Here is a 19,338-nt window from a genome sequence, read left to right as displayed (position 1 = left end):
CGATGAGGCCCTTTCAGGCGCTACACCACTTATTCGTCGTCGAAATTGTAGCTGCCCGGCGCCAGGTTTTCGAAGCGTGTGTACTTGCCGATGAACGCCAGTCGTGAGGTACCGATCGGGCCGTTCCGCTGCTTGCCGATGATGATCTCCGCGATGCCTTTATGCTCGGTCTCCGGGTGATACACCTCATCCCGGTACACGAACATGATCACGTCGGCATCCTGCTCGATCGCTCCGGATTCCCGCAAGTCGGAGTTGATTGGGCGCTTGTTCGGTCGTTGCTCCAGGGAACGATTGAGCTGGGACAACGCCACCACCGGGCAGTTGAATTCCTTGGCCAGGGCCTTCAAGGAACGGGAGATCTCGGAAATCTCGTTGGTCCGGTTGTCGCCACCCGACCCCGGGATCTGCATCAGTTGCAGGTAGTCGATCATGATCAACGCGACGTCACCGTGCTCACGCACCAGTCGACGGGTCCGCGCGCGCATCTCCGAGGGGCTGATACCGGCCGTGTCGTCGATGAACAGCTTGCGGTCATTGAGCAGGTTGACCGCCGAGGTCAGGCGCGGCCAATCGTCGTCGTCCAGGCGACCGGCCCGGACCTTGGTCTGGTCGATACGGCCCAGGGACGACAGCATACGCATGATCAGCGATTCGCCTGGCATCTCGAGGGAGTAGACCAGTACGCACTTGTCGCTGCGCAACACGGCGTTTTCCACCAGGTTCATCGCAAAGGTGGTTTTACCCATGGACGGACGGCCGGCGACGATGATCAGGTCAGCCGGCTGCAGGCCGCTGGTTTTCTCGTCGAGGTCGGTGTAGCCGGTAGACAGGCCGGTGATGGCGTTGTCGGTGTTGAACAGGGTGTCGATGCGATCGATGGCCTTGGTCAGCAGGTCATTCACACTCACCGGGCCGCCGGTTTTCGGCCGGGCCTCGGCGATCTGGAAGATCTGCCGTTCAGCTTCGTCGAGAATCTCTTCCGCCGTGCGCCCTTCGGGGTTGAAGGCGCTGTCGGCAATTTCGGTGGCGATGCCGATCAACTGCCGCAACGTCGCCCGGGCACGAACGATCTGGGCGTAGGCCTTGATGTTGGCGACCGACGGGGTGTTTTTCGCCAGCTCGCCAAGATAACCGAGGCCGCCCACCTGAGAGGTCTGGCCTTCCTTGTCGAGCTGTTCGGCGAGGGTCACCACGTCGATCGGCGAGTTCTGGTCGGCCAGCTTGGCAATCGCACGGAAAATCAGGCGGTGGTCATGACGATAGAAATCACCGTCCGAGACCTGATCGAGCACGCGTTCCCAGGCGTTGTTGTCCAGCATCAAACCACCGAGTACAGCCTGTTCGGCCTCGATGGAATGGGGCGGCACTTTCAGCGCTGCGGTTTGCAGATCGTATTGCTCAGGAGCGGAGATATCGTTCATGGCCACTTGGAATTAGATTGTAGAAAATCAGGAACTGCAGAAAGACAAAGGGCACGACCTGTAAACAGGATCGTGCCCGATGTTACCGGCAAGCACCCGAGGGTGCCAGCCGACAAGTGCTGCTTAAGCTGCTACCACGACAACGCGTACGGTGGCTTCAACTTCAGCGTGCAGGTGCACGGCTACGTCGAATTCACCTACGTTGCGGATGGTGCCGTTCGGCAGACGAACTTCGCTTTTTGCAACTTCAACGCCAGAGGCGGTCAGTGCATCAGCGATGTCGTGAGTACCGATCGAACCGAACAGCTTGCCTTCGTCACCGGCGGTGGCAGTGATAGTCACTTCCAGCTCAGCCAGTTGGGCAGCGCGGCTTTCAGCCGAAGCTTTTTTGTCTGCAGCCAGTTTTTCCAGCTCAGCACGACGCTCTTCGAACGCAGCCAGGTTGGCAGCGGTCGCAGCGGTAGCTTTGCCGTAAGGCAGCAGGTAGTTACGGCCGTAACCAGCCTTAACGTTTACTTTGTCGCCCAGGTTGCCCAGGTTGGCGACTTTTTCCAGAAGGATCAGTTGCATGTGAAAATCCTCTTAACTTTTAACCTTCACCGTTCGCGCTATCGACGTCTTTCGGCGTCAAACGACCGCGAAAATCAATCAGGCTGTCGACAATGGCCAGGACCACCAGCAACGGATAGATCAGCTGCATAAACAGCAACAGCGTTACGTACAACCCCACCAGCCAAAACTTGGCCAGTCGCTTTTCAGCCACCAGCCCATGAATCAAGGCCAGCCCGGCGAACACCAGCGGTACGCTGCACAACGGCGTCAACATGGCCATCTGGGTACCGAAGTTCGGCCCCAGAAGCATGCACGCCAGCAGCAACATCGCCGGCCCCAGCGGGATTCGGATGGCGCGAAACTCGCGACCAAAACCACCGGGGTTGTACAACAACGCCTGCCAGTAGCGCCCGACAATCAGGCTCAGCACACTGACGATTTGCAACAAGGCCGCTATCAGGCCAGTCAGGACCGGTGCAATCAGGGCGGCGAGACGCGCTCGCTCCTCTACCGACAATTGCTGGTAGAGGTCACCGAGGGCCAGCGGCAGGATCTTGACCAGTTCCTGTGCCAGCATCTCGATGTGGGGGCGGTAAACCGCACCCAGTACCACCGAAAACACCACTCCCATCGCTACGCTGACCAGCAGCGTGCGGTTCCAGGACTCACTTGCGCGCAAAACCAACGCAAGGCCCGAGGATCCCAGCAGCACCATGAGTGCCCGTGGATCATCGGAATACAGCCACCAAATCAAGGCTGGCAGCATCCCCAGAGCAAGGACGCCCAAGGCGTCCTTCAATCCGCGCCGCAGCAGCACAAGGCTCCCGGCGGCAGCACCCAACCAATACAACAACGGCAATGCCGCGCATCCGGCCACTACGAGGGTGGCCTGCATACGACCGCGCATGATGAACTCAGCTATGGCACGCATGCATTCGATCCTTTGCTACGTGTCGACTGCCCGGTCTCAGCGGCCGTGGCTGTCGGTGTAGGCCAGCAGGGCCAGGAAGCGGGCGCGCTTGATAGCGGTGGCCAGCTGACGCTGATAACGTGCTTTGGTACCGGTGATACGGCTTGGAACGATTTTGCCGGTCTCGGATACGTAGGCTTTCAGAGTGTTGAGATCTTTGTAATCGATCTCTTTCACGTCTTCAGCGGTGAAGCGGCAGAATTTACGACGACGGAAGAAACGTGCCATTTGATAGGCTCCTTAAAAGGTCCGTGGATTACTCGTCAGCGTTATCGCTGTTGTCGCTGTCATCACTATCAGCGCTTTCGGCGCCTTCGTGCTCAGGACGGTCGCGACGCTCACGGCGCTCACTGCGGTTTTCTTCAGCCTTGAGCATCTCGGATTGACCGGTAACGGCTTCTTCGCGACGGATGACCAGGTTACGGATCACTGCATCGTTGTAGCGGAAGTTGTCTTCCAGCTCGGCCAGGGCCTTGCCAGTGCACTCAACGTTCAGCATCACGTAGTGAGCCTTGTGAACATTGTTGATTGCGTAGGCCAGTTGACGACGGCCCCAATCTTCCAGACGGTGGATTTTGCCGCCGTCTTCTTCGATCAGCTTGGTGTAACGCTCAACCATGCCGCCGACTTGCTCGCTTTGATCCGGGTGGACCAAAAAGATGATTTCGTAATGACGCATGAATGCTCCTTACGGGTTGTAGCCTGCCGCTCAAAAGCGGTCAGACAAGGAGTGAATGACACTTATGGACTTGCTTGCGATAGACACATGCGTGCCTGCCGTCACAGCAAGGGGCGCAATTGTAGAGAAGGGACAGGAGAGGTGCAAGGATATTGGTGAATATTTGAACAGTTCGTTCGCATGCGCATTTGCGCGACACCACAACCCCCTGTAGGAGCGAGCTTGCTCGCGATGAGGGCGCAATATTCAACATTGATGCCGAATGTTGCACCGCTATCGCGAGCAAGCTCGCTCCTACAGGGAACACAACCGGATCAGGACTTTTTGCCGGTCCCTGCAGCTTTTACGCTGCGCTGACGCTGGGCTTCGAACAGGCAGACGCCGGTGGCCACGGACACGTTGAGGCTACTGACGCTGCCGGCCATCGGCAAGTGCACCAGGTAGTCGCACAGGTCACGGGTCAGGCGACGCATGCCACTGCCTTCGGCGCCCATGATCAGGATCGTCGGGCCGGTCATGTCCTGCTGGTACAGGCTCTGCTCGGCTTCACCTGCCGTACCGACCACCCACAAGCCACGCTGCTTGAGTTTTTCCAGGGTGCGCGCCAGGTTGGTCACGGCCACCAGCGGAATCACTTCCGCGGCGCCGCAGGCTACTTTTCGTACAGTCGGGGTCAGGGTTGCCGACTTGTCCTTCGGCACGATCACCGCCAGCGCACCGGCCGCATCGGCCGAACGCAGGCACGCACCGAGGTTGTGCGGATCGGTCACACCGTCGAGCACCAGCAACAGTGGCGCGCCTTCGGTACGGTCCAGCAGCTCGTCGAGCATCGCCTCACCCCAGACCTGGCTCGGACTGACGTCCGCGACCACGCCCTGGTGCACGCCCTCGACCCAGGCATCCAGCTCGCGCCGCTCGGCCTGGCCGACCGCAACGCGGTTTTCGCTGGCCAGTTCGATCAGCGTCTGCACCCGCGGATCGCTGCGGCCTTCGGCCAGCCAGATCTGCTTGACGCGTTTCGGGTGGTGACGCAGCAATGCTTCTACCGCATGCACGCCGTAGATTTTTTCCAACTGACTCATGACTTGGCCTTAGGTTTACGTGCCCCGCCGCTTTTGGCTGGAGCCGAGCCCGCTTTTGGCGGACCCTTACGGTGTTTACTCGGTTTGGCTGGCTTGCCGCCGGTGGCCTTTTCAGGCGCCGACCGTCCGGTCTTTCCCCCAGACGCCGCTTTACCACCGCTTTTCGCTTCGGCCAGCAACGCCTGTTTCATTTCCCGACTTTTGCGTACTTCGGCGTTTTTCGCCGCGGCATCGCTTGGGCGGTAGGCTTCGACGGCCTTTTCCTTGGCAGGACCACGACGACCGGTTTTTGCCGGCGCCGGTTCTGCGGCGGTCTTGGCGGCCGGGGCGGCGGTTTCGCTGCCGCGCTTCTTGCGGCCGATCGGCGCGCTGATGGTTTTTTCCGCCATCTCGAAGTCGATCTTGCGCTCGTCCAGGTCAACCCGCATGACGCGCACTTCGACGGTGTCACCGAGGCGGAAGCTGCGACCGGTACGCTCACCGGCCAGGCGGTGGTGCACAGGGTCGAAGTGGTAGTAGTCGCCCGGCAACGCGGTGACATGGACCAGGCCTTCGACATAGATATCGGTCAGTTCGACGAACAGGCCAAAACCGGTCACGGCGGTGATCACGCCCGGGAACGACTCGCCCACGCGATCTTTCATGAACTCGCACTTGAGCCAGTTCACCACGTCGCGGGTGGCTTCGTCGGCGCGGCGCTCGCTCATCGAGCACTGCTCGCCGAGTTGCTCCAGCGTCGCTTCGTCGTACGGATAGATACGCGCTTTCGGAATCGTCATCGCGCCAGCACGTTTGACGTGCGGCGTGTTCATTTTCGAATGGATGACACTGCGAATCGCCCGGTGCGTCAGCAGGTCCGGGTAGCGGCGGATCGGCGAGGTGAAGTGGGTGTAGGCTTCGTAATTCAGGCCGAAGTGGCCCTGGTTGTCCGCGCTGTACACCGCCTGGCTCAAGGAGCGCAGCATGACCGTCTGGATCAGGTGGAAATCCGGGCGATCCTTGATACCGGCCAGCAAGGCCTGGTAATCCTTCGGCGACGGGCCATCCTTGCCTTTGTGCAGGGACAGGCCAAGCTCGCCCAGGAAGGCGCGCAGTTTTTCCAGGCGCTCCGGTGGCGGGCCATCGTGAACACGGTACAGCGCAGGAATCTCGTGCTTCTTGAGGAACTCGGCGGTGGCCACGTTGGCCGCCAGCATGCACTCCTCGATCAGCTTGTGCGCATCGTTACGCACAGTCGGGCGGATTTCCGCGATCTTGCGCTCGGAGCCGAAGATGATCCGAGTTTCCTGGGTTTCGAAATCGATCGCGCCACGCACGTGACGAGCGGCCAGCAACACCTTGTACAGCGAGTAGAGCTGCTTGAGATGCGGCAGGACGTCGTTGTACTCGCCGCGAAGCTGACGCGCCTCGGAGAGTTTCGGCGTTTCCAGCATCGCGCTGACCTTGTTGTAGGTCAGGCGGGCGTGGGAGTGGATTACCGCCTCGTAGAAGCAATAGTCGGTCATTTCGCCGGACTTGGAGATGGTCATCTCGCAAACCATGGCCAGACGATCGACGTGCGGGTTCAGGGAGCACAGGCCGTTGGACAGCTGCTCAGGCAGCATCGGAATCACGCGCTCGGGGAAGTACACCGAGTTGCCGCGAACCTGGGACTCGTTGTCCAGGGCCGAACCGATCTTCACGTAGCTGGAAACGTCGGCAATCGCCACGTACAACTTCCAGCCGCCGGAGAACAGGCGCAGCTTGCCGGGCTTGGACTCGCAGTAGACGGCGTCATCGAAGTCGCGGGCATCTTCACCGTCGATGGTGACGAACGGCAGATGACGCAGGTCGATGCGCTTCTCTTTGTCCTTCTCTTCGACTTCCGGCTTGAGCTTGGCCGCTTCCTTGAGGACCGCTTCCGGCCAGACGTGAGGAATGTCGTAGGTGCGCAGGGCGACATCGATTTCCATGCCCGGCGCCATGTAGTTACCCACCACCTCGACCACATCGCCTTGCGGCTGGAAGCGTGGGGTTGGCCAGTGGGTAATCTTCACTTCAACGAATTGACCGATCTTGGCGTTGGCGTTACGGCCCGGGGTCACCAGCACTTCCTGCTGGATCTTCGGGTTGTCGGCGACGACAAAGCCGATGCCACCTTCTTCGAAGTAGCGGCCGACGATGGTTTCGTGAGCGCGGGACACCACCTCGACGATCATGCCTTCGCGACGCCCGCGACGATCCAGGCCGGACACGCGCGCCAGGGCACGGTCGCCGTCGAACACCAGGCGCATTTGCGCCGGACTCATGAACAGGTCGTCACTGCCGTCGTCCGGCACCAGGAAACCAAAGCCGTCACGGTGACCGCTGATGCGACCCAGGATCAGGTCGAGCTTGTCCACCGGCGCATAGGTACCACGACGGGTATAGATCAGTTGAGCGTCGCGCTCCATGGCGCGCAGGCGGCGGCGCAGGGCTTCGATCTGGTCTTCTGTGGTCAGACCAAACTCTTCGACCAGTTGCTCGCGGTTAGCAGGCGAACCTCGATCAGCAAGGTGCTGAAGGATCAGTTCACGGCTAGGAATAGGGTTTTCATATTTTTCCGCTTCACGAGCGGCCTCGGGATCGAGGGACTGCCAATCGGCCATTAGAGAGTTTTCACCTTGTCTATATGCGGGTTAGTTTGGCATAGGCGTAATGAAACGGGAAATTTCAGGCTATTGAAGGCCCTAAATGCCCTTTCCTGCCGCTGGAATGCGACCGCCTGGCAGCATTCGCAAAATTTTCCCTGTTTTTTTGATATCAGGGGTTTACAGTTAAAACGACGCTCCGTATAGTGCGCGCCATCGACGACGGACAACGTTGCCGATACTGCCCAGATGGTGAAATTGGTAGACACGCCAGCTTCAGGTGCTGGTGACCGCAAGGTCGTGGAAGTTCGAGTCTTCTTCTGGGCACCAATTACGAGCTTGAGATTAGTTCAATTTCAAGGCTCACACAAAAACCCGCGAAAGCGGGTTTTTGCATTTTAGCGGTTTGATTTAATTTTATTAAATCAGGGGTTTACAGATCAAACAGCGCTCCGTATAGTGCGCCACATCAACAGCGGCAACGTTGTCGATACTGCCCAGATGGTGAAATTGGTAGACACGCCAGCTTCAGGTGCTGGTGACCGCAAGGTCGTGGAAGTTCGAGTCTTCTTCTGGGCACCAATTCAAATTCAAGGTCGGTGATCTTGAATCTCACAAAAACCCGCGAAAGCGGGTTTTTGCGTTTCCGGGGTTCAAAAAACACCACAACCTTCGGCAACACCTACCAGACCCTCCGCCTCCCCGCAAGGCGCACTTGAGAAACAATATCGTTTATCATTGTTGCAAGTTTTTACAATGCGACAGTGAGGAACCCTGCGAATGATGTTTCGAAATACCCTGCGCCGCGGCCTGACCATCACGCTACTGGGGTTGGCCCTGGCCTCCCCGCTCACCCAGGCGGCCGATCCGGTTTCCCTCACGCTTTACAACGGCCAGCACAAGGAAGTCGGCGACGCCGTCGCCAAAGCCTTCGAAGCCAAGACCGGGATTCACGTCAACGTGCGCAAAGGCAGCAGTAACCAGCTTGCCAGCCAGGTCGTGGAAGAAGGCGACCGCTCCCCTGCCGACGTGATCTACACCGAAGAATCGCCGCCGCTGAACAAGCTGGGCGAACAAGGCCTGCTGGCCAAGGCCGACGATGCCACCCTGGCGGTGCTGCCCAAGGATTACGTGGCCAGCAATGGCACCTGGATCGGCGTCACCGCCCGCGTCCGCGTGGTGGCGTACAACCCGAAGCTGATCGACGAAAAAGACCTGCCAAAATCGGTGATGGAGTTCTCCGATCCAAAATGGCAAGGCAAGGTCGGGTTCGTACCCACCAGCGGCGCGTTCCAGGAACAGGCCGTGGCGATCATCAAAGTGCATGGCATGGACGCGGCCGAAGAATGGCTGACCGGCCTGCGGGCGTTCGGCAAGACCTACAGCAACAACATGGTCGCCCTCAAGGCCGTGGAAAACGGCGAAGTGGCCACGGTGCTGGTGAACAACTACTACTGGTTCGCCCTGCAACGGGAAAAAGGCCAGCTCGATTCGAAACTGTACTACTTCAGCGACGGCGACGTAGGCGGCCTGATCACCGTCTCCAGTGCCGCCGTGCTCAAGTCCAGCAAGCACCCGCAAGAAGCCCAACAACTGCTCGCCTATATGGCCAGCGAAGAGGGCCAGCGCGTGATCACCCAGACCACCGCCGAGTACCCGCTGCACAAAGGCATGGAGTCGGACCGCGGACTCAAGCCGTTCAGTGAACTGCAAGCGCCGAAAGTCACCCCGGCCGACCTGGGCAATGCCGAGGAAGCCCTGGAACTGGAACGTGAAGTTGGCTTGAACTGATGAGCGCCTCCCTGCCCGCCTCCACCTCGCGCGCAGCCTATGTACCCCGCCGCAAACGGCCTTCGATCTGGCTGCTGCTACCGGTGCTGCTGCTGGTCTGCCTGAGCCTGTTGCCGCTGCTGTATGTCGGCCTCAAAGCCTGGCAGGCGGGCTGGGCGCAGGCGGTGCATCTGCTCTGGCGGCCCTATGTGTTCGGCCTGCTGCGCAACACCTTGCTACTGATGATTGGCGTCACGCTGGCCTGCGCCCTGGTCGGCCTGTCGCTGGCCTGGCTGCTGGAGCGCAGCAACCTGCCGGGGCGGCGCGCGTGGGGGGTAGTTCTATGCCTGCCGTTTGCCGTCCCGGCCTTCGTCAGCAGTTTCACCTGGGTCTCCCTGAGCGCCAGCTTCGAAGGCCTGGGCGGGGCGATCCTGGTGATGAGCCTGTCCAAGTACCCGCTGATCTTCCTGCCGGTGGCCGCGACCCTGCGCAATCTCGACCCCGCCCTGGAGGAGTCGGCCCGCACCCTGGGCCTGAATCGTTGGGGCGTGTTCTTCAAGATCACCCTGCCCCTGCTCTGGCCCTCGCTGCTGGCGGGCTCGCTGCTGATTGCCCTGCACATGCTGGTGGAGTTCGGCGCCCTGTCGATCATTGGCCTGCAAACCTTTACCACGGCGATCTATCAACAGTTCGAACTTGAATTCAGCAACGCCAACGCAGCCATGCTCTCCGCCGTCCTGCTGGCGCTGTGCCTGGTGCTGTTGTGGCTGGAACTGCGAGTGCGCGGCAAGGGCCGTCACGTGCGGATCGGCCAGGGCGCCGCGCGGCATGCCGAGCAGGTTCACCTGGGCGCCCTGGCACCGCTCGGCCAGCTTTACTGCCTGCTGCTGGCGATTGTCGGCAGCGGGATCCCTTTGGGCATGCTGGGGTATTGGCTGGCAGTGGGCTCTTCGGCCGCCTTCCCGATGGCAGCCATCAGCCAAGCACTGCTGTCATCGCTGGCCTTGTCCCTGGGCGGTGCCGCGCTGTGCCTGGTGCTGGCGGTGCCCGTGGGCTTGCTGGTGGTTCGCTACAAGGGCCGCCTGGCGCTCTGGGCTGAACGCCTGCCGTACTTGCTGCACGCGCTGCCCGGCCTGGTGATCGCCCTGACGCTGGTGTACTTCGCCCTGCACTACGTGCCGGTGCTGTACCAGACCTCGGGGCTGCTGTTGATCGCTTACGCCTTGCTGTTCCTGCCGCTGGCCCAGGCGCCGATTCGCACGGCCCTGAACAAAGCCGCACCGCAACTCGAAGAAGCCGCCCGCACCCTCGGCGCCTCTTCGTTCAGCGCCTTTGCGCGGGTGACACTGCCGATCATCTTCCCGGCGCTGGGCGCAGCCTTTGCCCTGGTGTTCCTGGATGCGATGAAAGAGCTGACGGCGACCCTGCTGCTCAGCCCGACCGGGCTCAACACCCTGGCGACCGAAGTCTGGGCCCACACTGCGAATGTCGAGTTTGCGGCAGCAGCGCCCTATGCGGCGCTGCTGATTCTGGTGTCGGGGCTGCCGGTGTATCTGTTGACTACCCGAATGTATCTGAGCCGCTGAATCCGTCATCGCGAGCCTGCTCGCGATAGCCGATACCCCGCATCAAGCCCGGAACTGCCCCAGGCTGGCCTTCAACTGCGCCGCCAACCCATCCAGCACCTGACCGCTGGCCGTGGTCTCGACCACCGCCTGGGCCGCTTTCTCGGCCTGGGCATGGATGATCTGGACCCGCCCGCGCACCGCTTGCGCGCCCTTGGCCTGGTGCGCCGCCGCCTGGGTTGCCAGGCCGATGGCCGCATGCACCTGCTCGACGGAGGCCTGCACCGACTGCTGCAACCGCGCACTGTCGCGCAGCACCAGCAGCCCTTCGTTGGCCTGGCGCCCCGCCTGGCCGATCGCCGCCACCGCTTCACGGGCGCCCTGCTGCAGGGCGCCGATGTGGGCCTGGATGTCACCGGTGGAGCTTTGCGTCTTGCTCGCCAGCGCCCGCACTTCGTCTGCCACCACCGCGAAGCCACGCCCGGTCTCACCGGCCCGCGCTGCTTCAATGGCGGCGTTGAGCGCCAGCAGGTTGGTCTGCTCGGCGATCCCGTGGATCACTTCCAGGACCACCTCGATCTGCTCGCTTTGCTGGGCCAGCCGTTCGATCACCTTGGCCCCCGTATCCACCTGCCCGGCCAGCGCCTCGATCAGACTGCCGACCTGAGCCGAGGTGCGGGTGTTTTCATCGCTCGCCCGGCGAATATCCACCACCTGCTGCAAAGCCGCCTGCATGGCATGACTCTCAGCCTGCGCCTCATCCGCCATCTGCGACAGCGCCCGCAGGCTCTCAGCCACTTCGTCGCGCTGGGACTTCGCCGCCGCATCGGCCCCGGCGTTACGCTGGCTCATGGCGCCGATTTCCACGCCCGTGCGCTGGGCCACGTCACCCGCCTCGCGAACGATCGGCTGCAACTTATCCACGAACCGATTGACCGCCGACGCCATGTCGCCGATTTCGTCCTGGCTGTTGATCTGCACGCGTTTGGTCAGGTCGCCCTCACCCGCCGCCAGGTCATCCATCGCCGCAATCAGCAACTTCAGGCGATTGACCACTCGCCGCCCGAGCACCACCGCGAGCAGCAGCAACACGCCAAAGCCGACCACGGCCAGGGCCATGCCGATCCGCCAGCGCAGGGTCGTTGCGGCTTCCTGTACGGTAGCGGTGGTATTGGCCTGCATTTCGCTGGCGGTGGCTTGCGCCGACTGCAGGCGCGCGCGCATGGCGGTAGCGCTGTCGGCCGCGGCGCCCTTGAGGCTGTCGCCGACCAGTTGATCGCTGCTGGCGATCAGCGCCGAGAAGCGCTTGTCGAGTGCCGCCAGATCCGCCTCGACCGAAGCCGTGGAAACCCCCATCAGCACCTTGCCGATTTCCACGCCATTGGGGCTGATTGACGCCTCGACGTAGAACACGGAGGGATCGTTTTTCGCCGCATCCAGCACTTTATCCAGGGCACGATCGCCCTGACCTTTTTCCAAAAGGGCCTTGTTGATCGGGTTTTCCCGGTTCAGGTAGCGGGTCAGGTGCTGACCGGCAGCATCGTCATACACCACAAACAGCACATTGGGATTGCGCTGGGCGCGCCGGGCGAACTCGGACAGGGTCGGAACATCGCTGTCCCACATGGCGCGGGGTGCGACCGAGGCCAGGAGCTGGGCCATGTCATTGGCCGAGTCCTTGAGGTCCTTTTCCAGGGTGGCGCGCAGTTGCGCCTGCTCATCCTCGAGTCGCGAGGACAAACCGGTCGTCAGGCGCTGGCGGGTGCTGGTGGAGAGATTATCCAGGCTGGTAGTGACCTCGCGCCCGGCCTGCTCCAACTCACCCGAGAGCTTCTGACTATCGGCGCCCAGACGCACCCCCAGATCCGCCTCCAGGGCGGTCACGGTGCTCCGGGTCAGGGCAACAGCTACCAGCACCTGCACCAAAAGGGCGATACCAAGGGTAACGAATACGGGCCGCAACAAACGGCTTTGTAACAGTGAGAGAACGGCCGACACAGAAAATCCCTCTACTTGGATGCTATTAAACTGATAGCACGCTCGAAGGGATATTCACAGCAAAGGTCATGCCGCCCGGCAGGCAGAAACGACAAAGGGCCCCATCGAGGGCCCTTTGTGTTTTACATCAACAGCTTATTAAGCGAACGGGTGACGCAGAACGATGGTTTCGTTGCGGTCCGGACCGGTCGAAATAATGTCGATCGGCGCGCCGATCAGTTGTTCAACACGCTTGATGTAAGCACGGGCGTTGGCTGGCAGCTCTTCCAGGGTTTTGGCACCCACGGTCGATTCGGTCCAACCTGGCACTTCTTCGTACACAGGCTGCAGGCCCAGGTAGCTGTCGGCGTCGGTCGGAGCAATGTCCTTGCCTTCTGCATCTTTGTAGCCGACGCAGATGTTGATGGTTTCCAGACCGTCGAGTACGTCCAGCTTGGTCAGGCAGATGCCCGAGATGCTGTTCACATCGATAGCGCGACGCAGGATAACGGCATCGAACCAGCCACAACGACGAGCACGGCCGGTAGTCGCGCCGAACTCGTGACCTTGCTTGGCCAGGTGCGCACCGACTTCGTCGAACAGCTCAGTCGGGAACGGGCCCGAACCCACACGCGTGGTGTAGGCCTTGGTGATGCCCAGGATGTAGTCCAGGAACATCGGACCAACACCCGAACCGGTCGCAACGCCGCCAGCGGTGGTGTTGGAGCTGGTCACGTACGGGTAGGTGCCGTGATCGATGTCCAGCAACGAACCCTGGGCGCCTTCGAACATGATGTCTTTGCCGGCGCGACGCAGGTCGTGCAGCTCGGCAGTCACATCCAGCATCAGCGGGGTGAGCAGCTCAGCGTATTGCTTGCACTCGGCCAGGGTCTTGTCGAAGTCGATGGCTGGCTCTTTGTAGTAACCCACCAGCATGAAGTTGTGGTAATCCACCAGTTCACGCAGCTTGTCTGCGAAGCGCGGCATGTTGAGCAGGTCGCCCACACGCAGGCCACGACGAGCAACCTTGTCTTCGTAGGCCGGGCCGATACCGCGACCGGTCGTACCGATCTTCAGCTCGCCACGGGCCTTTTCACGGGCCTGGTCCAGCGCTACGTGATACGAGAGGATCAGCGGGCAGGAAGGGCTCACACGCAGGCGCTCACGCACCGGCACGCCTTTCTCTTCCAGCTTGGTGATCTCGCGCAGCAGGGCGTCTGGTGCAACCACCACGCCGTTGCCGATCAGGCACTGCACGCCTTCGCGCAGTACGCCCGAAGGGATCAGGTGCAAGACCGTTTTTTCGCCATCGATCACCAGCGTGTGGCCAGCGTTGTGGCCACCTTGGTAGCGCACTACGGCGGCAGCATGTTCGGTCAGCAGATCAACGATCTTGCCTTTGCCCTCATCACCCCATTGGGTGCCCAGGACTACGACATTCTTACCCATAACACTTGTCCTCATTCGCGCAAACTTGGTGCCGGCAGCGGCCGGCAGGAAAACTCAAGAAGCCAGCGGCAATACTTGCCAAAGCCCGTTCTGCTGAATCAATTGCCGGTCGCAGTCCGCGTCACGGGCGGCGGCCAATGGTTGCCCAGGCAATGCCTGGACGACACGCTGACCCTCACTGCGCAACTGGCAAACCTGCTGCCAGAGTGCCGCATCCGTACTGTCAGGCATCCAGATACCGCCAGACGGTAACTCGATGTCAGCACGCCCCAGGGTCACCAGGGTTTTCAAATCGGTGGAGAAACCGGTGGCTGGACGGGCACGACCGAAGTCGGCGCCAATGTCGTCGTAACGACCGCCCTGGGCAATGGACTGGCCGACACCCGGCACGAACACGGCGAACACCACACCGGTGTGGTAGTGGTAGCCACGCAACTCGCCCAGGTCGAAGTACAGCGGCAACTGCGGGAAACGCACGGACAGCCGCTCGGCAATTGCCAGCAGGTCGTCCAGCGCCGCCAGCACCGGCGCCGGCGCATGGGCCAGGCGCTCACGGGCGGCAGCCAGCACTTCACGGCCGCCACACAGGTCGACCAGCGCCCGCAGCATGCCCGCCAGGTCGGCAGGCAGGCCTTCGGTCAAGGTAATGACCTCGTCGATGGCCTTGCGCTGCAGGGCGTCGAACAGCTGTTGCTCGACTTCACCGGACAACCCGGCCGCACGGGCCAGGCCGCGGTAGATGCCGACGTGCCCCAGGTCCATGTGTACATCCGGCACATCGGCCAGCTGCAACATGGCCAGCATCAGGCTGATGACTTCGACGTCGCTACTCGGGCTGGCATCGCCGTACAACTCGGCACCCAGCTGGATCGGGCTGCGCGAAGTCGACAAGGCGCGCGGCTGCGCATGCAGCACACTGCCGGCGTAGCACAGGCGGTTCGGGCCTTCGCGGCGCAAGGTGTGCGCATCGATGCGCGCCACTTGCGGCGTGATGTCGGCACGAAAGCCCATCTGCCGGCCCGATTGCGGGTCGATGACCTTGAAGGTGCGCAGATCCAGGTCCTGGCCCGCACCGGTCAGCAGGGATTCCAGGTACTCGATATGGGGAGTCACGACAAACTCGTAACCCCAGCTCTGGAACAGATCCAACACCTGACGGCGCGCCACTTCAATGCGCGCCGCCTCTGGTGGCAGTACTTCTTCGATGCCATCTGGCAGCAGCCAGCGGTCTACCGTTGCCATTACGCCATTCCCCTTTGATCCGGGCGGCCAGCCCTCGGCCGGCCTTGAGTGAAGCAGAAAATGTCTGGCTCATGCACAAAACTTAACGCGCATGGACGACGTGGCGATCGGCCTGATTGCGGCCTCGCCCAACACTTTCCTCGAAAAACCTGTCGAATTGTTCAACCCGACTGCACGCAATCAAACGTGCAGACGCAAAAAAGCCGGGAATTTCCCGGCTGCCGCATCATACACACGTTTTCCCAAAGGATCACCCCGCGAGAGGCTTTAGCCGCCCGGCGGGGTTCCTTTTGGATCAGTGTCGGATCAAGGCTTGGCTTTTTCCAGGTAACGGAAGAAGTCGCTGCTTGGATCCAGAACCATGACGTCGGATTTGTTCGCGAAGCTTTCACGGTAGGCGCGCAGGCTACGGTAGAACGCGTAGAACTCCTGGTCCTGGCCGTAGGCCTTGGAGTAGATCGCAGCGGCCTGGGCATCACCGTCACCGCGAACCTCTTCGGACTCACGATAGGCTTCAGCCAGCAGTACGCGGCGCTGACGATCAGCGTCGGCACGGATGCCTTCAGCCAGCTCGTTACCCTTGGCACGGTGCTCACGGGCTTCGCGCTCACGCTCGGTGCTCATGCGCTCGAACACGCTGCGGTTCACTTCCTTCGGCAGGTCGATGGTCTTGACGCGAACGTCGACCACTTCGATACCCAGCTCTTTTTCCGCCATTGTGTTCAGCGATGCGGTGATGTCAGCCATCAATGCATCACGCTCACCCGACACAACCTCGTGCAGGGTGCGCTTGCCGAACTGGTCCCGCAGGCCCGATTCCAGACGACGGGACAAACGCTCGTCAGCAATCTGCTTAAGACCGGAAGTCGCGGTGTAGAAGCGCTCGGCATCTTTCACACGCCACTTGGCGTAGGCATCGACCATCACGGCTTTCTTTTCCAGGGTCAGGAAACGCTGTGTCGGTGCATCCAGGGTCATCAGGCGTGCGTCAAATTTACGCACCTGGTTAACGTAGGGCACTTTCACATGCAAGCCTGGCTGGACATCCGCCTGGACCACGCGACCGAACTGCAGCAACACCGCACGCTCGGTCTGAGCCACGATGTAGAAGCAGTTCCAGGCAGCGATCGCCACGACAACGCCGACAATAAGGGCGATCAGCGATTTATTGCTCATCAGCGACTCTCCCTGGTACGTGCCTGTTGCTGCAGGTCTGCTGCCGCACGCGCATTCGCTTCATTGCTGCTGGCCGCGGCGCCGGTCGCCGGAGCGCTGGCAGGGCGACCACTGTCGATCATCTTGTCCAGCGGCAAGTACAGCAGATTGCTCTGGCCATTCTTGTTGCCGGTCACGAGAACCTTGCTGGTGTTGCTGAAGACTTCCTGCATGGTGTCCAGGTACAGACGCTCACGAGTGACTTCCGGGGCTTTGCGGTACTCGGCCACCAGCTTGGTGAAGCGGTCGGCCTCACCCTTGGCGCGCGAGACGGTTTCGTCACGGTAACCGTTGGCATCCTCGATGATGCGCTGGGCTTGACCACGGGCTTCTGGCACAACGCCGTTGGCATAGGTTTCAGCCTGGTTGCGCGAACGCTGCTCGTCTTCACGGGCGCGGATCACGTCATCGAAGGCTTCTTGTACTTCACGCGGCGCTGCGGCGTTCTGTACGTTGACCTGGGTCACGGTGATACCGGTGCGATAGGTATCGAGGAAGCGTTGCAGACGCTCCTTGATTTCGCTGGCCATCAATTCACGGCCTTCCGTCAGCACCTGGTCCATGGCGGTGGAACCCACCACGTGGCGCAAAGCACTGTCGGTTGCGTGTTGCAGGCTGATTTCCGGCTGATCGACGTTCAGCACGAAGTCCTGCAGGTTGCTGATCTTGTACTGCACGGTCAGCGGCACTTCGACGATATTCTCGTCTTCAGTCAGCATTTGACCCTGCTTGGTATAGGCACGCTCACGCGTGACGTTTTCCATGAACTTCTTGTCGATCGGCGGGAAGTAGATGTTCAGGCCCGGGCCAACGGTTTCGTAGTACTTGCCGAAGCGCAGCACCACGGCTTGCTCCTGCTCGTCGACTACATAAACCGCGCTGTACAGCCACACGGCCGCCAGCACGACGAGACCGATGCCAAGCAGGCCGTAACCACCACCCTTGCTCGAACTACCGCCATCGTCACCACGTTTCTTACCGCCACCGAACAACCCATTCAGGCTTTCCTGCAGCTTTCGGAAGGCCTCGTCGAGATCCGGTGGCCCCTTGCGGTCGCCATTATTGCGGCGCTTACCACCCCAAGGATCCTGATTATTCGAGTTGCCACCCGGCTCATTCCAAGCCATAGCGCTCTCCATCTGATAAAGCAAAGACGCACCCACGGCGCGCCGACCAATGCTACAGAATGCCCGTCATAGCGGCACAACCGCTTTTTCAGGCTTTTATTGCAAAGTGTGTTGCTCGATGAATTCCAGCGGCTGCATTCCCTCGCGGCTCACCAGTCGATTGAGCTCGACCCGTGGCAAACGAACGGCCAGCAAACTGATGCCTTCTTCGTCGTGTTCTTCTTTCTGTACTGCACCCAGTTCGAAGAACTGTGCACGCAGTCGAGCAAAACGCTGTGGCAAGCGCAATGTGCCCACAAACAAATCACTGCCCAGTAACTCGGCAATGGCTTGCTCAAGCAATTCCAGACCACTGCCATCACGTGCCGAAAGCCAGACCCGTTGCGGTTTGCCATCGGCATCGCGCTGGATTTGTGGCTCAACGCCCTCAAGCAAATCGAGTTTGTTATAGACCTCGAGGATCGGCAAGTCCTGGGCCCCAATCTCGCCAAGCACCACCATCACCTGCTCGATCTGCAACATGCGGTCAGGTTCGGCCGCATCGATCACGTGCAACAGCAGGTCGGAATTGCTCGACTCTTCGAGCGTAGACCGAAATGCCTCGACCAGTTTGTGCGGCAAGTGGCGGATGAAGCCCACAGTGTCCGCCAGAACAATCGGCCCCAGGTCGTCCAGTTCCAGACGGCGCAAGGTCGGGTCCAGCGTGGCAAACAACTGGTCAGCCGCGTACACGTCGGATTTCGTCACGTTGTTGAAGAGTGTGGATTTACCGGCGTTGGTATAGCCCACCAGGGACACGGTAGGAATATCCGCACGCGATCGGCCGCGCCGCGATTGCTCGCGCTGGCTGCGCACTTTCTCCAGCCGGCCCTTGATCTGCCGCAGGCGAACCCGCAGCAGACGGCGGTCGGTTTCCAACTGGGTTTCACCCGGACCACGCATGCCGATGCCGCCACCCTGACGCTCAAGGTGGGTCCAGCCACGAACCAGCCGCGTGCTCATGTGATCAAGCTGGGCCAGTTCGACCTGGAGCTTACCTTCATGGGTACGTGCGCGCTGGGCGAAAATATCGAGAATCAGACCGGTACGGTCGATCACGCGACACTCGAAAACACGTTCGAGGTTACGTTCCTGACTGGGCGTGAGGATGTGATTGAAAATAACCAGATCGGCCTTTTCGGCATGGACCAAGTCGCGTAGTTCCTCGACCTTGCCGCTGCCAATCAGGAACTTAGCGGTTGGCCGATGACGCGGCACGTTAAAAAACGCAACGGTCTCGGCGCCCGCCGAATTCGCCAGTTCCTGAAACTCCTGCGGATCTTCGCGCGCCTCAGGGTCCTGTCCATCCAAGTGAACAAGGATCACTCGTTCACCACCACCGTGGCGCTCAAAGAACAAAGGAGACTCCTATCAGGCGTTACCTGGCTCAGCGTCACCCTGTTCGGATTCGGTTGCGCTAGGCAGACGAATTGGACGAACCGGTACCACTGTAGAGATAGCGTGCTTGTAGACCATCTGGCTGACGGTGTTTTTCAGCAGGATGACGAACTGGTCGAACGACTCGATCGTGCCTTGCAGTTTGATCCCGTTGACCAGGTAGATGGAAACCCCAACTTTCTCTTTACGTAAAGTATTCAAGTAAGGGTCTTGTAGCGAATGCCCTTTTGACATGTGCCG

The 19,338-nt window shown here is 60.8% G+C and carries 16 protein-coding genes and 2 tRNA genes; 4 read left to right on the top strand and 14 right to left on the bottom strand.

What is annotated here, in order from left to right:
- Nucleotides 1-29: 29 nt before the first annotated feature.
- From dnaB to rnr, 7 genes are all read right to left on the bottom strand, one after another.
- Complete coding sequence (gene dnaB, locus AACY45_RS14135; RefSeq protein WP_017336265.1) at nucleotides 30-1,424, bottom strand: replicative DNA helicase; 1,395 nt, start codon at nucleotides 1,422-1,424, stop codon at nucleotides 30-32.
- A 123-nt stretch (nucleotides 1,425-1,547) separates the two neighbouring features.
- Complete coding sequence (rplI, locus tag AACY45_RS14130) at nucleotides 1,548-1,994, bottom strand: 50S ribosomal protein L9 (protein WP_095169562.1); 447 nt, start codon at nucleotides 1,992-1,994, stop codon at nucleotides 1,548-1,550.
- A gap of 19 nt (nucleotides 1,995-2,013) precedes the next feature.
- Nucleotides 2,014-2,907 carry a hypothetical protein gene (locus AACY45_RS14125; protein WP_166589840.1) on the bottom strand — a complete coding sequence of 298 codons (894 nt, stop codon included), beginning with the start codon at nucleotides 2,905-2,907 and terminating at the stop codon, nucleotides 2,014-2,016.
- Between the two features lie 36 nt (nucleotides 2,908-2,943).
- Nucleotides 2,944-3,174, bottom strand: coding sequence for a 30S ribosomal protein S18 (rpsR, locus tag AACY45_RS14120; RefSeq protein ID WP_002551829.1), 231 nt, complete (start codon nucleotides 3,172-3,174; stop codon nucleotides 2,944-2,946).
- 28 nt (nucleotides 3,175-3,202) lie between these two features.
- Complete coding sequence (gene rpsF, locus AACY45_RS14115; protein WP_003217491.1) at nucleotides 3,203-3,625, bottom strand: 30S ribosomal protein S6; 423 nt, start codon at nucleotides 3,623-3,625, stop codon at nucleotides 3,203-3,205.
- A gap of 314 nt (nucleotides 3,626-3,939) precedes the next feature.
- Entirely contained in the window at nucleotides 3,940-4,707 is a 768-nt protein-coding gene (rlmB, locus tag AACY45_RS14110) for a 23S rRNA (guanosine(2251)-2'-O)-methyltransferase RlmB (RefSeq protein ID WP_339546054.1), read from the bottom strand.
- A complete protein-coding gene (rnr, locus tag AACY45_RS14105; protein WP_339546053.1) occupies nucleotides 4,704-7,334 on the bottom strand; it encodes a ribonuclease R in 2,631 nt (876 codons plus the stop codon). The genes rlmB and rnr overlap by 4 nt, the downstream gene beginning before the upstream one ends.
- Nucleotides 7,335-7,559: 225 nt before the next feature.
- Here rnr and AACY45_RS14100 point away from each other — a divergent pair.
- The 4 genes from AACY45_RS14100 to AACY45_RS14085 all read left to right on the top strand — a co-directional run bounded on the left by AACY45_RS14100 (nucleotide 7,560) and on the right by AACY45_RS14085 (nucleotide 10,672).
- A tRNA-Leu gene (locus AACY45_RS14100) sits at nucleotides 7,560-7,646 on the top strand.
- Nucleotides 7,647-7,811: 165 nt separating this feature from the next.
- Nucleotides 7,812-7,898 (top strand) — tRNA-Leu (locus AACY45_RS14095).
- A gap of 198 nt (nucleotides 7,899-8,096) precedes the next feature.
- A complete protein-coding gene (locus AACY45_RS14090; RefSeq protein WP_339546052.1) occupies nucleotides 8,097-9,107 on the top strand; it encodes an extracellular solute-binding protein in 1,011 nt (336 codons plus the stop codon).
- Complete coding sequence (locus AACY45_RS14085) at nucleotides 9,107-10,672, top strand: ABC transporter permease (protein WP_339546051.1); 1,566 nt, start codon at nucleotides 9,107-9,109, stop codon at nucleotides 10,670-10,672. The genes AACY45_RS14090 and AACY45_RS14085 overlap by 1 nt, the downstream gene beginning before the upstream one ends.
- Nucleotides 10,673-10,714: 42 nt before the next feature.
- On the opposite strand, the gene AACY45_RS14080 is transcribed toward AACY45_RS14085, so the two are convergent.
- From AACY45_RS14080 to hfq, 7 genes are all read right to left on the bottom strand, one after another.
- Nucleotides 10,715-12,649, bottom strand: coding sequence for a methyl-accepting chemotaxis protein (locus tag AACY45_RS14080; protein WP_339546050.1), 1,935 nt, complete (start codon nucleotides 12,647-12,649; stop codon nucleotides 10,715-10,717).
- A 138-nt stretch (nucleotides 12,650-12,787) separates the two neighbouring features.
- On the bottom strand, nucleotides 12,788-14,077 hold the full coding sequence (locus AACY45_RS14075) for an adenylosuccinate synthase (protein ID WP_339546049.1): 1,290 nt from the start codon (nucleotides 14,075-14,077) through the stop codon (nucleotides 12,788-12,790).
- Nucleotides 14,078-14,131: 54 nt separating this feature from the next.
- Nucleotides 14,132-15,319: an ATP phosphoribosyltransferase regulatory subunit gene (locus tag AACY45_RS14070; RefSeq protein ID WP_339546048.1), complete on the bottom strand. Its 1,188-nt coding sequence runs from the start codon at nucleotides 15,317-15,319 to the stop codon at nucleotides 14,132-14,134.
- A 306-nt stretch (nucleotides 15,320-15,625) separates the two neighbouring features.
- Nucleotides 15,626-16,495, bottom strand: a complete 870-nt coding sequence (hflC, locus tag AACY45_RS14065; RefSeq protein ID WP_339546047.1) for a protease modulator HflC — start codon at nucleotides 16,493-16,495, stop codon at nucleotides 15,626-15,628.
- On the bottom strand, nucleotides 16,495-17,661 hold the full coding sequence (gene hflK / locus AACY45_RS14060) for an FtsH protease activity modulator HflK (protein WP_339546046.1): 1,167 nt from the start codon (nucleotides 17,659-17,661) through the stop codon (nucleotides 16,495-16,497). Before hflK ends, hflC begins: the two co-directional genes overlap by 1 nt.
- 96 nt (nucleotides 17,662-17,757) lie before the next feature.
- On the bottom strand, nucleotides 17,758-19,059 hold the full coding sequence (gene hflX / locus AACY45_RS14055; RefSeq protein ID WP_339546045.1) for a ribosome rescue GTPase HflX: 1,302 nt from the start codon (nucleotides 19,057-19,059) through the stop codon (nucleotides 17,758-17,760).
- Between the two features lie 12 nt (nucleotides 19,060-19,071).
- Nucleotides 19,072-19,332, bottom strand: coding sequence for an RNA chaperone Hfq (gene hfq / locus AACY45_RS14050; protein WP_010221594.1), 261 nt, complete (start codon nucleotides 19,330-19,332; stop codon nucleotides 19,072-19,074).
- Nucleotides 19,333-19,338 lie beyond the last annotated feature (6 nt).

Origin of the sequence: Pseudomonas sp. RA_35y_Pfl2_P32 (assembly GCF_963970735.1) — a bacterium.
Taxonomy (GTDB): Bacteria; Pseudomonadota; Gammaproteobacteria; order Pseudomonadales; family Pseudomonadaceae; genus Aquipseudomonas.
Note: the sequence above shows the minus strand (reverse complement) of the source record. Positions and strands in the feature narration are given on the sequence as shown.